Here is a 14,700-nt window from a genome sequence, read left to right as displayed (position 1 = left end):
TCGCTGCCGCAGGCTGCGATGGGCTGCGCAGCGGCCCTGCTGTTTTGAAGGGGCTACACCCCTTATCGCAGCCTGCGGCAGCGACTACAAAAACGTATTCTTCTGGAGGCACCATGACCCAAGCCCCACTCTCCACTGCCGAGTTCGAAGCCGCGCTGCGGGCCAAAGGCGCGTATTACCACATCTATCACCCGTATCAGGTGGCGATGTATGAAGGCCGCGCGACCCGCGAACAGATCCAGGGCTGGGTCGCCAACCGCTTCTATTATCAGGTCAACATCCCGCTCAAAGACGCCGCCATCCTGGCCAACTGCCCGGACCGCGAAGTCCGCCGCGAGTGGATCCAGCGCCTGCTCGACCACGACGGCGCCCCCGGCGAAGACGGTGGCATCGAAGCCTGGCTGCGCCTGGGCCAGGCCGTGGGTCTGGACCCGGACCAACTGCGCTCCCAGGAGCTGGTGCTGCCCGGCGTACGCTTTGCGGTCGACGCCTACGTCAACTTCGCCCGTCGCGCTACGTGGGAAGAAGCCGCCAGCAGCTCACTGACCGAAATGTTTGCCCCACAGATCCACCAGTCGCGCCTCGACAGCTGGCCGCAGCATTACCCGTGGATCGACCCGACCGGTTATGAATACTTCCGCACCCGCCTGGGTCAGGCGCGCCGCGACGTTGAGCATGGCCTGGCGATCACCTTGCAGCACTACACCACCTACGCTGGCCAGCAACGCATGCTTGAGATTCTCCAGTTCAAACTGGACATTTTGTGGAGCATGCTCGACGCCATGACCATGGCCTACGAGCTGGACCGCCCGCCCTATCACAGCGTGACCGACCAACGTGTCTGGCACAAAGGAATCGCCCTATGAGCTTCGATCGCAGCAAAATCCCGACCTGGCGCCAGGGCTATCGTTTTCAGTACGAACCTGCGCAAAAAGGCCATGTGCTGCTCTACCCCGAAGGCATGATCAAACTCAACGAGACTGCGGCCCTGATCGGTGGACTAATCGACGGCGAGCGCGACGTGGCAGCCATCATCGCCGCACTGGATGCGCAGTTCCCCGGCGTGCCGGAGCTGGGTGATGACATCGAGCAATTTATGGAGGTCGCCCGTGCACAGCACTGGATCGAACTTGTCTGACAGACCGCTGGCGCTGCCGCCCAAACCCGAGGTCGGCCTGCCGCTGTGGCTGCTCGCCGAGCTGACGTATCGCTGCCCGCTGCAATGCCCGTATTGCTCCAACCCGCTGGACTTCGCCCAGCAAGGCAAAGAGCTGAGCACCGAGCAATGGGTCAAAGTGTTTCGTGAAGCGCGGGAAATGGGTGCGGCGCAATTGGGGTTTTCAGGCGGCGAGCCGCTGGTGCGTCAGGACTTGGCCGAGCTGATCGGCGAGGCCCGCAAGCTTGGTTTTTACACCAACCTGATCACCTCCGGCATCGGTCTCACTGAGCAAAAAATCAGCGACTTCAAAAAGGCCGGGCTGGACCATATCCAGATCAGCTTCCAGGCCAGCGACGAGCAAGTGAACAACCTGCTCGCGGGCTCGAAAAAGGCCTTCGCGCAAAAGCTCGAAATGGCCCGCGCGGTCAAAGCCCACGGCTACCCGATGGTGCTGAACTTCGTCACCCATCGGCACAACATCGACAAAATCGACCGCATCATCGAGCTGTGCATCGCCCTCGAAGCCGACTTTGTCGAGCTGGCGACCTGCCAGTTCTACGGCTGGGCGCAGCTCAACCGGGTCGGCCTGCTGCCGACCAAAGAGCAATTGGTACGCGCTGAACGCATCACCAACGAATACCGCGTCAAGCTCGAAGCACAAGGCCACCCGTGCAAGCTGATCTTCGTCACCCCGGACTACTACGAAGAGCGGCCAAAAGCCTGCATGAACGGTTGGGGCAGCATCTTCCTCACCGTGACCCCGGACGGCACCGCCTTGCCGTGCCACGGGGCTAGACAAATGCCGGTCGAGTTCCCTAACGTGCGTGACCACAGCATGCAACACATCTGGTACGACTCGTTCGGCTTCAATCGTTTTCGAGGCTATGACTGGATGCCCGAGCCCTGCCGCTCGTGCGACGAGAAAGAAAAGGACTTCGGGGGCTGTCGTTGCCAAGCCTTTATGCTCACCGGAGACGCCAGCAACGCAGACCCGGTGTGCAGTAAATCGCCGCAACACGACCTGATTCTCAAGGCGCGCGAAGAAGCCGAGCACGCCACCCAGACCATCGAACAATTGGCCTTCAGAAATGAACGAAACTCACGCCTCATCGCAAAAGGCTGAACCTTTCAGCGCCGCCCTCGCCGTTGCCGCCGGTGTCGATTTCGCCGAACTGCGGGTCGGCCCCCACGGCCTGTTCTGGAACGAATACCGCCCACAAGAAGGCACCTGCCGCATTTGGCACTGGCGCGATGAGCAGGCGCACTGCCTGACCCCCGCCATCTTCAGCGTAAGCAGCCGGGTGTATGAATACGGCGGGGGTTCTTTTTGCCTTAGCGATGACGGCGTGGTGTTCGTCAACGAAACCGATCAGCAACTGTACCAACAGGCCCTGGACGGCAGCGCACCGCAAGCGCTGACCCACGGCACCTGCCGCTACGGCGACGTGCAGTTTGCCCACGGCCGCGTTTTGGCGGTAGAAGAAGACGCCGCGCAGCATCGGCTGGTCAGCATCGACCTGGCCACCCGCCAGCGCCAGGTGCTGGCCGAAGGCGCCGACTTTTACGCCGCCCCCACCCTCAGCCCGGACGGCCAGCGCCTGGCCTGGCTTGAGTGGAGCCGCCCGCATCAACCCTGGACTTCAACCCGCCTGATGCTCGCCGAAGGCCATCACCAGGGCCAGTGGAACCCCGCGCACTGCATTGCCGGAGACTTGAGCGAAGAGTCTCTGCAGCAGCCTCGCTTTGACGAACACAACCGTCTGTATTGCCTGACCGACCGTGGCGGCTTCTGGCAGCCGTGGTCCGAGTCGGGCGAAGGCCTGGTGCCCGCGCAAAGCGCAGCGGCCGACCACGCCCCGGCACCTTGGCAATTGGGCGGCCGGACCTGGTTGCCGCTGGGCGAACAAAGCTACTTGGCGACCTGGACCGAAGCCGGTTTCGGACGCTTGGGCATTCACGCGGCTGACGGCAGCGTTGAAGACTTCACCGGCGACTACAGCCGGTTTCGCTGCCTAGCGCTGGATGATGCCTACCTCTATTGCATCGCCGCCTCCCCCGTCAGCCCGTCGGCGATCCTGCGCATTGGCCGCAGCGACAAGCAAGCCCGCGTGCTGGCCGGTGGCGTGGCACCGTTGCCCGCCGAACAAATCAGCCGCCCGCAGACCTTGCGCTACCCGTCCGGCAACGGCGAAGCCCACGGCTTCTTCTACCCGGCGATGCACGGCGAGGTTAAACCGCCCTTGGTGGTTTTCGTGCACGGCGGCCCGACATCCGCCTGCTACCCGATGCTCGACCCGCGTATTCAGTACTGGACCCAGCGCGGCTTTGCCGTGGCCGATCTCAACTACCGGGGCAGCACCGGCTATGGCCGCGCCTATCGCCAAGCCTTGCACCTGAAATGGGGCGAAGTGGACGTTGAAGATGCCTGCGCGGTGGTCAGCTACCTGGCCGGGCAAGGGCTCATTGATGGCGCAAAAGCCTTTATTCGTGGCGGCAGCGCGGGCGGCTACACCACCCTGTGTGCGCTGGCGTTCAAAGATGTATTTCGTGGCGGTGCCAGCCTGTATGGCGTCAGCGACCCGATTGCACTGACGCGCAGCACCCACAAGTTTGAAGGCGACTACCTCGACTGGCTGATCGGCGACCCTGTGCTCGATGCCGAGCGTTACGCGGCGCGCACACCATTGCTGCACGCCGGGCAAATCCGCGTGCCGGTGATCTTCTTTCAAGGTGAACTGGACGCCGTGGTCGTGCCACAGCAAACCCGCGACATGCTCAAGGCCCTGGAAGACAACGGCATCCCGGCCAAAGCGTATTACTACCCACAAGAACGCCACGGCTTTCGCAAAGCCAGCAACCAGGCCCACGCGCTCGAGCACGAATGGCAGTTCTACAGCGAATTGCTAAACCCCTGAAACCCCAAAATCCCTGTAGGAGCGAGCTCGCCTCGCGATCTTTTGATCTTTAAAAGATCGCGAGACAAGCTCGCTCCTACAGACTGCGGGTCAATTCGAACGCTTGGCGATGATGTACACCGCGTGCACCATCCCCGGGATGTAGCCGCACAGGGTCAGCAAGATGTTCAACCAGAATGCCCCGCCAAACCCCACCTGCATGAACACGCCCAATGGCGGCAGCAAAATGGCAATGATGATCTTCAGAAATTCCATACGCTCGGCTCCCAATCCTTAACGGGCTCACACGGCCCTTACCCTTAATCGACTCATCGGTCCGACAAAAGGTTCAGCGCAGACTTATCCACAGACAAAAAAACGCCCCGCGCCGAACGAAACAGGCACAGGGCGACGCGTTATACCGCGAGACGGTTCTTTAGAAGGCGTTACGTCGCAACCGCACGACGGCAGTGCAACTGCGCCGTACGCACGCGGGCAAAGGCCCGGGCCAGACGTAGCAACATCTCGTCGATGTTGCCTTTGCTGACGCACAACGCCGGGGTAAAGCGCAGGCAGTTAGGCTGCGGGGCGGTGATCAACAGCCCTTCGTACAGCGCGGCTTTAACCACGTCCTCGGCCGAGTCATCCGACAAGGTCAGGCCCCAAAACAAACCCTGACCGCGCAATTCACCCTGTGCATAACTATTGGCCAGTCGCCCCAGCCCTTCGCGCAGGTACTGACCCGCGTCGCGCACTTGCGCCAGAAAATCTTTTTCCAGAATCGTGTCGAGCACCGCCACACCGGCCGCCGTCATCAACGCGTTGCCGTGGTGGGTGCCGCCCAACTCGCCGGGCTCCAGGCAGCATGCCTTGCCACGGGCCAGCAATGCGGCCAACGGCACGCCGCCGCCCAAGCCTTTGCCCAGGGTAACGATGTCGGCGCGCACGCCGTAGTTCTGCTCTGCCAGCAACGACCCGCAGCGGCCCATGCCGGTCTGGACTTCATCCAGAATCAGCAAAATACCCAGCTCGCGGCACAGGCGCTCGACGCCCTTGAGGTAATGTTCGGTCGCCGGAATGACCCCCGCATCGCTTTGCACCGGCTCCAGCATGATGGCCACGGTCTGGGCATCCACCGCCGCGTGCAGCGCAGGCAAGTCGTTAAACGGTACGTTGATAAAGCCTGGCAGTTGCGGCTCAAAGCGGTTGTCGAAGGTGCCGCTGCCCGAGGCCGACATCGCGCCGAAGCTGCGACCGTGGCAGCTGCGCGTTGCGGTGATAATCCGGTGGGCGCCGTTGCGGTGCAGTTGGCCCCACTTGCGCGCCAGCTTGATCGCGCCTTCGTTGGCCTCGGCCCCGGTGTTTAAAAAGTGCACCTGATCGCTGCCCGTGCTGTGGCACAAGCGCTCAGCCAGGGTCAGCATGGCGCGGTTGTAAAAGCCTGCGCCGGGGTTCATCAATGACTGGGCTTGTTCCGTCATGGCCTTGACCAGCACCGCCGGGCTGTGGCCCAGGCTGTTCACGGCACCCCCCTGGGTGAAATCGAGGTACGCACGGCTGTCGCTGTCCCACATCCAGGAACCCTGGCCACGCACAAACACCTGCGCCGGGCGTTCTACGCTGGGCATCAGGCAAAAGCGGGCTTCGGGGGTGCTCTCATGCGCGGGGGCAGGCTCCGCCACGGGTTGAGCAAGATGGGCTTGGGGGCGACGCAAGTTAAACAGGTTCATGCACGCAGGCCTTGTGTTCATAAGCAGATTCGATTTGCAACCGCCCCGGCACGGCCCGGGCGCTAAAACCTCTGACGGGTTTTTAGCCTTGCCTATGTAAATAAGCGCGCCACCGGTACGGTTTATCGCGCGTTTTTGCTCGATAGCCCCAGTGGAACGGGCGTAGACTAGGCGCCCACAAGCCTTTGAGCTATTTCGTTTTTTAAGCATTTTCGATAAGTATTACTTATGGATTTCAAGCAACTGCGTTATTTCGTCGCGGTCTACGAAGAAGGCCATGTGGGCCGCGCTGCCGAGCGTCTGTCGATCTCGCAACCGGCGCTGTCACAGCAGATCCGCCAGCTCGAACACAACCTCGACGTCACCCTCTTCGAGCGCAGCAGCAAACGCCTGCTGCCCACCCTGGCCGCCCACACGCTGTACAACCACGCCTTGCCGCTGCTCGACGGCTTGCAGCGTGCGCGTGAAGCGTTGAGTAACTTTCAGGGCCATGCGCTGCGCACCATTGCCATTGGCGTGCTGCAAACCGTGCACACCAGCCTGGTACCGCAAATGCTTGAGCGCGTGCGCCAGGCACAGCCGCATCTGGTGGTACAGATTTACGAATTGACCGGCATGGAGATCGAACGGCGCCTGCTCAATGGCTCACTCGACATCGGCATCAGTTACCTGCCGCCGCGCCAGCCGGGGTTGCATGGCACGCCGTTGTACGAAGATGAACTGCAACTGGTCATCCCGGCGGATCATCCGCTGCGTGAATTCAAGAAAGTGTCACTGGCACAGGCCGCCGAGTTGCCGATGTTGTTGCTCGGGGAAGAGTTTCAGGTGCGCCAGATCTGGCAAAACCAACTGGCCAGCCTGGGCCGTCGCCCGCAGGTGCAGGCCGAGTTGAACACCATGGCCGGGATACTCGACAGCTTGCTGCACACCAAGTTGGCCACCGTGCTGCCAGGGCGCTCGCGCCATGAGAATGACCATCAGGCGCTGCTCTGGAAACCCCTGAGCGAGCCTCGCGTGCCGCTGAAGGTCGGCCTGGTGTGCCGCGACGTCCAGCGCCAGCAAGCCACCCTGGGGCTATTGCGCAGCCTGCTTGAAGACGTGATTCATTCGTAGTCGCTGCCGAAGGCTGCGAAGGGTTGCGGAGCAACCCGTTTTCTTGAGAGCGGCGCAACGCCCATCGCAGCCTCGTGCCTCGACAGCGACTACAAGAAATAGGAATTTCAGGCGCACAAAAAAGAAAACCCCGCCTAAGCGGGGTTTTGCAGACTGTTTCCCTGACATCCTTTTCGCTCCACCATCCTGGCGGAATCCTACGTGTCCGTGTTGTTGCTTTGAGCTTCCTGCTCTACGTCCTTGAAACCAAGATTACCCATGGATCCAATTTCGCGATATGGGCGATTGGCAGCACGTAATGTAAGCAAAAGCTTACAAATGACTAAACACCTTAAAACAGGGCTTCATCAAGTAAATACAGCGACTCACTGCCCGCCTTGACCGAAGCACTCAACGAATGAATACGCGGCAATAAACGCGCGAAATAAAAGCGTGCAGTGCCCAGCTTGCTGGCGTAGAACGCGTCATCCGCCTCTTTACCCTGCGCCGCACGGGCCATCAACGCCCACATGTAGGCATACGCGGTGTAGCCAAACACGTGCAGGTACTCCACCGACGCCGCGCCGATTTCATTCGGGTTGTGTTGCGCGCGGTCCAGTACCCAGGCGGTCAACTGATCAAGGTTGTCCAGCGCAGCGGCCAACGGTTGGGTGAACTCGTTGAGGTCAGCCGGGGCCTGCGCGATGAACTGGCGGATCTCGTCAGCAAACACGCGGTAGTCAGCGCCGCGATTGCCGACGATCTTGCGCCCCATCAGGTCCAGCGCCTGAATGCCGTTGGTGCCTTCGTAGATCTGCGTGATGCGCACATCGCGCACCAGTTGCTCCTGGCCCCACTCGCGAATGTAGCCATGGCCGCCAAACACTTGCTGGCCGTGCACCGTGGTTTCCAGCCCCAGGTCGGTCAGGAAGGCCTTGGCCACCGGCGTCAGCAACGCCACCAAACCATCAGCGCGAGCGCGGGCGGTCGGGTCTTCGCTGAACTTGGCGATGTCCAACTGATTGGCCACGTAAGTCGAGAACGCACGGCCGCCTTCGTTGGACGCCTTCATGGTCAGCAGCATGCGGCGCACGTCCGCGTGCACGATGATCGGGTCTGCCGCTTTGTCTTTGGCCTGTGCGCCGGTTGCCGCGCGCCCTTGCAGGCGGTCACGGGCATATTCCACGGCGTTCTGGTATGAGCGCTCGCCCGAGGCCAGGCCCTGGATACCCACGCCCAGACGCTCGTAGTTCATCATGGTGAACATCGCGGCCAGACCACGGTTGGGCTCGCCCACCAGATAACCCACAGCTTCATCGAAGTTCATCACGCAGGTCGACGACGCCTTGATGCCCATCTTGTGTTCGATCGAGCCGCAGAACACCGGGTTACGCTCACCCAGGCTGCCATCGGCGTTGACCAGCACCTTGGGCACCAGGAACAGCGAAATGCCTTTAGGCCCCGCCGGTGCGTCCGGTAGCTTGGCCAGTACCAAGTGGATGATGTTTTCGGTGAGGTCGTGTTCACCACCGGTGATAAAAATCTTGGTCCCGCTGACCTTGAACGAACCGTCTGCCTGCGGCTCGGCCTTGGTGCGGATCATCCCCAGGTCGGTCCCGGCGTGAGGCTCGGTCAAGCACATGGAACCGGCCCACTCGCCCGAGTACATATTGGGCAGGTAAGTGGCTTTGAGTTCTTCGCTGGCGTGGGCGTTGATCGACACGCAGGCGCCAGAGGTCAGCATCGGGTACAGGCCAAAGGCCAGGCTGGAGGAGTTGATCATTTCTTCAACCTGGGCCGACACCGCCTTGGGCATGCCCATACCGCCGAACTCAGGGTTGCCGCCCACGCCCACCCAACCGCCTTCGGCGTAGGTTTTATAGGCATCGACAAAACCGGCCGGTGTGGTCACCACGGAGTCATTCCAGTGGCAGCCTTCCTCGTCAGCCTCGCGGCTCAACGGGGCGACGCTCTTGGCGGTCACCTTGCCGGCTTCTTCGAGAATGGCTTCGACCGTTTCAGCATCAACGGACTCGGCCAATGCAGGCAGTTGCGCCCAGAGAGCCGCAACTTCGAACACTTCATTGAGGACGAAGCGCATATCACGCAGCGGCGCTTTGTAATCAGCCATGGCAAACCTCGTAATCTGTAAACGACGATTAATGTGGGACGCAGTCTAGCTTAACGACGCGAGCGATACATAGGGTCAAGCTGTGACTGATATTTATAATCTGGTCACTATTTTGAAGGAGCGAGCTTGCCTCGCGATCTTTTGATCTTTAAAAGATCGCGAGACAAGCTCGCTCCTACAGGGATAAACCAAAAAAGCCGCTTTCCCGAAGGAGAAGCGGCTTTTCAAGGTGACTCACCGGGGCTTAGTAGCCCAGGTCGAAGTCTTCTTCTTTCATGTCCATCAGGTTGGCAGCACCCGACAACATGGCCGCAACGTGTGTGCGGGTACGCGGCAGGATGCGCTGGAAGTAGAAGCGCGCAGTCTGCAGCTTGGCGTTGTAGAAGGCTTCTTCAGAAGTGCCCTCGGCCAGTTTTGCAGCCGCCAGACGCGCCATGTCAGCCCAGAAGTACGCCAGGCACGCATAACCGGAATACATCAGGTAGTCGACCGAGGCCGCACCCACTTCTTCACGGTCTTTCATGGCCGCCATACCGACCTTCATGGTCAGCTCGCCCCACTCTTTGTTCAGTGCAGCCAACGGAGCGACGAACTCTTTAACCGCTTCGTTGCCTTCGTTGTTCTGGCAGAACTTGTGGACGATCTTGGTGAAGCCCTTAAGCGCTTCGCCTTGAGTCATCAGCACTTTACGGCCCAGCAGGTCGAGTGCCTGGATCCCGGTGGTGCCTTCGTACAGCATCGAAATGCGGCTGTCGCGAACGTTCTGCTCCATGCCCCACTCAGCGATAAAGCCGTGGCCGCCGTAGATTTGCACGCCGTGGTTGGCGGCTTCGAAGCCCACTTCGGTCATGAACGCTTTCGCAATCGGCGTCATGAACGCCAGCAGCGCGTCGGCTTTTTTCTTCTCTTCTTCATCAACGCCGTATTTCACGATGTCGACTTGCTTGGCGGTGAAATACACCATGGCGCGGTTGCCTTCAGCAAACGCCTTGGTGGTCAGCAGCATGCGACGCACGTCCGGGTGAACGATGATCGGGTCAGCCGCTTTTTCAGGGGCTTTAGGGCCTGTCAGCGAACGCATTTGCAGGCGGTCACGGGCATATTTCAAGCCGCCCTGGAAGGCGATTTCAGCGTGGGACAGGCCTTGCAGTGCAGTGCCCAGACGTGCGGTGTTCATGAAGGTGAACATGCAGTTCAGGCCTTTGTTCGGCGGGCCGATCAAGAAGCCGGTGGCGCCGTCAAAGTTCATCACGCAGGTGGCGTTACCGTGGATGCCCATTTTGTGCTCAAGCGAGCCACAGGACACGGCGTTGCGCTCACCCAGGGTGCCGTCGGCGTTAGCCTTGAACTTGGGCACGATGAACAGCGAGATACCTTTGGTGCCAGCCGGTGCATCCGGCAGGCGGGCCAGTACGATGTGGACGATGTTGTCGGCCATGTCGTGTTCACCGGCCGAGATAAAGATCTTGGTGCCGGAAATCTTGTACGAGCCATCAGCCTGAGGTTCAGCCTTGGTGCGCAGCAGGCCCAGGTCGGTACCGCAATGCGATTCGGTCAGGCACATGGTGCCGGTCCATTCGCCGGTTACCAGCTTGGTCAGGTAGGTGTTTTGCTGCTCAGGGGTGCCGTGCTCGGAGATGGTGTTCATCGCGCCGTGCGACAGGCCCGGGTACATGCCCCACGACCAGTTGGCCGCACCGACCATTTCACTCACCGCCAGGCCCAGGGACTCCGGCAGGCCTTGGCCGCCGTGGTCGACGTCGTGCGCCAGGCTTGGCCAGCCGCCTTCAACGAATTGTTTGTAGGCTTCTTTAAAGCCTGTCGGCGTTTTAACCCCGGATTCACTCCAGGTGCAGCCTTCGATGTCACCCACGCGGTTCAGCGGTGCCAGCACCTGCTCACAAAACTTGGCGCCTTCTTCAAGAATGGCGTCAACCATATCTGGCGTAGCGTCCTGGCAAGCCGGCAGGCTCTGATAGTGCGCTTCGTAACCGAGCAGTTCGTCACGAACGAAGCGAATATCACGCAAGGGGGCCTTGTAATCAGGCATAGCGATAAACCTCTGCTGATGAATCCGGGGATGAACAACCGCGTAGATTTGTTATTGCGGTCAAACAGGTGTTTGAAACATACGTTTACGCCCATTTGTTGTCAAGCAGCGCGAAGCCTCCGTTCGTCTTGGTACGAACAGATCTCAGAGAAGGGAAGTGCATGGAATCTTGCAGGAGCGAGCTCGCCTCGCGATCTTTTGATCTTTAAAAGATCGCAAGGCAAGCCCGTAGTTTAGGGCTCAGTCCAGCAGGTCCAACTGCAAGTGTTCAGCGACCGCTTGCGCCGAGGCCGTTTTGAGTTTGGGCACACGGCCCAGGCAAGGGGCCGGCAGGCGCTCGGCCAGGGTGGCGAGGTTTTCTTCAAGGCGCGCCGTTTTCGGGCCAATGATGTTGGCCACCCAACCCGCCAATTGCAGGCCGTCGCGGGCGATGGCTTCGGCGGTCAACAAGGCATGGCTGATGCACCCCAGGCGCACGCCGACCACCAGAATCACCGGCAGGTCGAGGGCCTGCGCCAGGTCCGACAAACTGTCTTGCCCCGACAGCGGGACTCGCCAGCCTCCCGCCCCTTCAATCAAGGTGAAGTCGGCCTGCTGGGCCAGCACATGGCGCATGGGCACCAGCAAGGTCTGTACATTGACCACCTGGCCAGCTTCACGCGCCGCGATGTGCGGGGCGATGGGCGGCTCAAAGGCCACCGGATTGACCTCGTCATAGGTCAACGTCACAGAACTCTCGGCCATCAATGCCAAGGCATCGGCATTGCGCAGCCCTTGCGGGGTGATCTCACAGCCCGAGGCCACAGGCTTGCCAGCCACGGTGCTCAATCCGGCTTCGCGCGCGGCATACAACAAACCGGCGGCAATCGTGGTTTTGCCGACATCAGTGTCGGTTCCCGTAATGAAGTACGCTGGGCTCATCGCGTTTTCTCCAGGATGCCGTAGACCACCTGATAAGTTGCCGGTAGCCCTTGCGGCTGACGAAATTGCTCATAAGCGCTAACCAAAGCCTGCAGCCGCGCTCTGCCGGTCAACCCTTCAGGGCGACCCGGGTTCAGATTATGCGCACCCAATGCTTTCAATTCATGGGTCAGTTGACGCACCTGCGCGTAGTGCAGCACATGGGGCTGACTCTGCAAGTTGAGCACGCGCATCGAGCTGTCTGCGCACAACTGCTGATAGGCGGCAAACTCACGAAAACGGTTCACATGGACTTGCCCGTCCACCGCCCGCCAACTGTCACGCAGCTCACTCAACGTGCCCACGCACAAGCTGGCAAAGGCCATGACGCCACCCGGCTTGAGCACACGATGGGCTTCGCTGAGCACCCGCGTAAAATCCCCGCACCACTGTAACGCCAGGCTGGAAAATATCAGGTCGCAACTGTCGGCTTGCAGCGGCAAGCTTTCGGCATCCCCGGCGATAAAATGCGCGGCGCCGCCCAAGGGCCGGGCGAACGCCAGCATGCCCTGGGCGATGTCCAGCGCCAGCCCTTCACTGTGAGGAAATTGCTGCGCCAGGGCCCGGCTGAAATAGCCCGTGCCGCTGCCCAGATCCAGCCAGCGCTGCGGCGCCAGACCAGCCGGTAAACGCGCCAGCAATGCATGCCCGACGTCACGTTGCAGCTCGGCCACGCTGTCGTAACTGGCCGCCGCACGCGAAAACGACACCGCCACCTGGCGCTTGTCCGGCAGGTGGCCTGCACACGTTGCAACACTGAGATCAGTCATCGTCCAGCTCATGTAAAAAAGCCTGAATCGCGGCCGCCAGTTCGTGGGGCGCTTCCAGTAAAAAGGCATGACAGGCCTGTTCAATCAGACCCACTTCGACATCGGGCAACAACGCCAGCAACGCCTCGGCCGCCGCTACAGGCACCAATCCGTCGGTCCCGGCAAACAGGTGCAGTTGCGGCCCGTTGAAGGCTTGCAGTGCCGGGCGCACATCCAGTTGGCCCAGCAGTTCCAGCCCGGCCAACAAAGGTGCCGGCTGCGCTTTGGGGGCTGCGCCCAAGAGCAATTGCGCCATGGCGCGCGGGTCTGCCGCGCCTTGGCTACACAGCAGGCCAAAGCGCTTGAAGGTGCTGTGCGGCGCTTCAGCGAAGCCTGAGATAAACGCCTCGAAGGTGGCGTTGGGCATCGCCGTCGGCCAGTCCTCCCGGCTGACAAAACTCGGGTTGCTGGCCAAAGTGATCAAGCCGCAGCAGCGATCGCCACGGCGGGCTGCCAACTCACTGGCGAGCATCCCGCCCAGGGACCAGCCGCCCAGCCAGGCGTTGTCGGGCAGGTTGGCGTCCAGCTCGTCGAGCCAGTCGTCCAGTTGTGCTGACTCCAGCACCGGCAGCGGTTCAACCTCAACCCGCAAATGCTCATCCAGACCGCGTAATGCTGCGGCCAAAGGTTCCAACGGGGAAATCCCCAAGCCCCAGCCGGGCAGCAAAATCAGACGATCACGCATGGTCGGGCTCCAGCTTTCGCCAACAGTCATCCAGTGCGCTTAACAATAGCTGCACCTGAGCCTCTGTGTGGGCCGCCGACAAGGTCACACGCAAACGCGCACTGCCCGCCGGTACCGTCGGCGGGCGGATCGCCGTCACCAGCAAACCGCGCTCACGCAACATCGCTGACAAACGCAACGCCCGGCCACTGTCGCCAATCATGATCGGCTGGATCGGCGTAAAGCTGTCCATCAACTGCAAACCGATCTGCTCGGCGCCGCTGCGGAACTGGCGAATCAGGCTGTTCAGGTGTTCGCGGCGCCAGTGCTCGCTGCGCAACAGCTCAAGGCTTTTAAGGGTGGCGCAGGCCAGCGCGGGCGGCTGGCTGGTGGTGTAGATATAAGGCCGGGCGAACTGGATCAAGCTCTCGATCAGCTCTTCGCTGCCCGCCACAAACGCACCGCTGGTGCCGAAGGCTTTGCCCAGCGTGCCCACCAGCACCGGCACGTCGTCCATGCTCAGGCCAAAATGCTCGGCAATCCCGCCGCCCTGTGCACCCAGCGGGCCAAAGCCGTGGGCATCGTCGACCATCAGCCAGGCGCCTTTGGCCTTGGCCTCACGGGCCAGGCTCGGCAAGTCGGCCACATCGCCGTCCATGCTGAACACGCCGTCGGTGACCACCAAAGTGTTGCCGCAGGCTTTCTCCAAACGCTTGGCCAGGCTGGCCGCGTCGTTGTGCAAATAACGGTTAAAGCGCGCGCCGCTGAGCAAACCGGCATCCAGCAACGAGGCGTGATTGAGACGGTCTTCGAGCACCGTATCGCCCTGCCCGACCAAAGCAGTGACCGCCCCCAGATTGGCCATGTAGCCATTGCTGAACAGCAGCGCACGCGGGCGCCCGGTGAACTCGGCCAGGGCTTCTTCGAGCGCGTGATGCGGGCCGCTGTGGCCAATGACCAAATGCGACGCCCCGCCGCCCACGCCCCAACGCGACGCACCGGCCTGCCAGGCCTCGATCACCTGCGGGTGATTGGCCAGGCCCAGGTAGTCGTTATTGCAGAAGGCCAAAAGAGGCTGACCATCGACCACCACCTGCGGCCCTTGCGGGCTCTCAAGCAATGGCCGTTGACGGTAAAGATTGTCGGCACGACGCGCAGCCAGACGGGCGCTTAAATCAAAAGACATGCTGGCCTCGGAAATGAATTGCACA

13 protein-coding genes are annotated in these 14,700 nt (G+C 61.2%); 5 read left to right on the top strand and 8 right to left on the bottom strand.

All coding sequences use genetic code 11. The features are described 5' to 3' along the window. Positions 1–113: 113 nt before the first annotated feature. The 4 genes from pqqC to ACJJU9_RS01805 are packed head-to-tail and all read left to right on the top strand — an operon-like array spanning position 114 to position 4,074. Entirely contained in the window at positions 114–866 is a 753-nt protein-coding gene (gene pqqC / locus ACJJU9_RS01820; protein ID WP_407729941.1) for a pyrroloquinoline-quinone synthase PqqC, read from the top strand. Continuing rightward, the gene (pqqD, locus tag ACJJU9_RS01815; protein WP_407729940.1) at positions 863–1,138 is read left to right on the top strand and encodes a pyrroloquinoline quinone biosynthesis peptide chaperone PqqD; all 276 of its coding nucleotides are present in this window, start codon (positions 863–865) and stop codon (positions 1,136–1,138) included. Before pqqC ends, pqqD begins: the two co-directional genes overlap by 4 nt. Further along, the gene (gene pqqE / locus ACJJU9_RS01810) at positions 1,110–2,282 is read left to right on the top strand and encodes a pyrroloquinoline quinone biosynthesis protein PqqE (RefSeq protein WP_407729939.1); all 1,173 of its coding nucleotides are present in this window, start codon (positions 1,110–1,112) and stop codon (positions 2,280–2,282) included. Before pqqD ends, pqqE begins: the two co-directional genes overlap by 29 nt. Next, positions 2,248–4,074, top strand: a complete 1,827-nt coding sequence (locus ACJJU9_RS01805) for a S9 family peptidase (RefSeq protein WP_407729938.1) — start codon at positions 2,248–2,250, stop codon at positions 4,072–4,074. Before pqqE ends, ACJJU9_RS01805 begins: the two co-directional genes overlap by 35 nt. Positions 4,075–4,164: 90 nt before the next feature. On the opposite strand, the gene ACJJU9_RS01800 is transcribed toward ACJJU9_RS01805, so the two are convergent. Beyond that, entirely contained in the window at positions 4,165–4,329 is a 165-nt protein-coding gene (locus ACJJU9_RS01800; protein WP_048372272.1) for a YqaE/Pmp3 family membrane protein, read from the bottom strand. Between the two features lie 170 nt (positions 4,330–4,499). Next, the gene (locus ACJJU9_RS01795; protein WP_407729937.1) at positions 4,500–5,783 is read right to left on the bottom strand and encodes an aspartate aminotransferase family protein; all 1,284 of its coding nucleotides are present in this window, start codon (positions 5,781–5,783) and stop codon (positions 4,500–4,502) included. A gap of 228 nt (positions 5,784–6,011) precedes the next feature. Here ACJJU9_RS01795 and ACJJU9_RS01790 point away from each other — a divergent pair, with 228 nt between their 5' ends. Continuing rightward, positions 6,012–6,896, top strand: a complete 885-nt coding sequence (locus ACJJU9_RS01790; protein ID WP_048372276.1) for a LysR family transcriptional regulator — start codon at positions 6,012–6,014, stop codon at positions 6,894–6,896. Between the two features lie 331 nt (positions 6,897–7,227). On the opposite strand, the gene ACJJU9_RS01785 is transcribed toward ACJJU9_RS01790, so the two are convergent. From ACJJU9_RS01785 to bioF, 6 genes are all read right to left on the bottom strand, one after another. Then, entirely contained in the window at positions 7,228–9,006 is a 1,779-nt protein-coding gene (locus tag ACJJU9_RS01785) for an acyl-CoA dehydrogenase C-terminal domain-containing protein (RefSeq protein ID WP_407729936.1), read from the bottom strand. Positions 9,007–9,250: 244 nt separating this feature from the next. Beyond that, positions 9,251–11,056: a phenylacyl-CoA dehydrogenase gene (locus ACJJU9_RS01780; protein WP_048384927.1), complete on the bottom strand. Its 1,806-nt coding sequence runs from the start codon at positions 11,054–11,056 to the stop codon at positions 9,251–9,253. 240 nt (positions 11,057–11,296) lie between these two features. Further along, positions 11,297–11,977, bottom strand: a complete 681-nt coding sequence (bioD, locus tag ACJJU9_RS01775; protein ID WP_407729935.1) for a dethiobiotin synthase — start codon at positions 11,975–11,977, stop codon at positions 11,297–11,299. Next, positions 11,974–12,786: a malonyl-ACP O-methyltransferase BioC gene (gene bioC / locus ACJJU9_RS01770; RefSeq protein WP_407729934.1), complete on the bottom strand. Its 813-nt coding sequence runs from the start codon at positions 12,784–12,786 to the stop codon at positions 11,974–11,976. Before bioC ends, bioD begins: the two co-directional genes overlap by 4 nt. Next, on the bottom strand, positions 12,779–13,510 hold the full coding sequence (locus ACJJU9_RS01765) for an alpha/beta fold hydrolase (RefSeq protein ID WP_407729933.1): 732 nt from the start codon (positions 13,508–13,510) through the stop codon (positions 12,779–12,781). The genes bioC and ACJJU9_RS01765 overlap by 8 nt, the downstream gene beginning before the upstream one ends. Further along, positions 13,503–14,675, bottom strand: a complete 1,173-nt coding sequence (gene bioF / locus ACJJU9_RS01760; protein ID WP_407729932.1) for an 8-amino-7-oxononanoate synthase — start codon at positions 14,673–14,675, stop codon at positions 13,503–13,505. Before bioF ends, ACJJU9_RS01765 begins: the two co-directional genes overlap by 8 nt. Between the last annotated feature and the right edge of the window lie 25 nt (positions 14,676–14,700).

This window comes from Pseudomonas helleri (assembly GCF_045830615.1).
GTDB lineage: Bacteria > Pseudomonadota > Gammaproteobacteria > Pseudomonadales > Pseudomonadaceae > Aquipseudomonas > Aquipseudomonas helleri.
The sequence above is the reverse complement of the archived record's forward strand: the minus strand, read 5'-3'. Positions and strand labels throughout refer to the sequence as shown.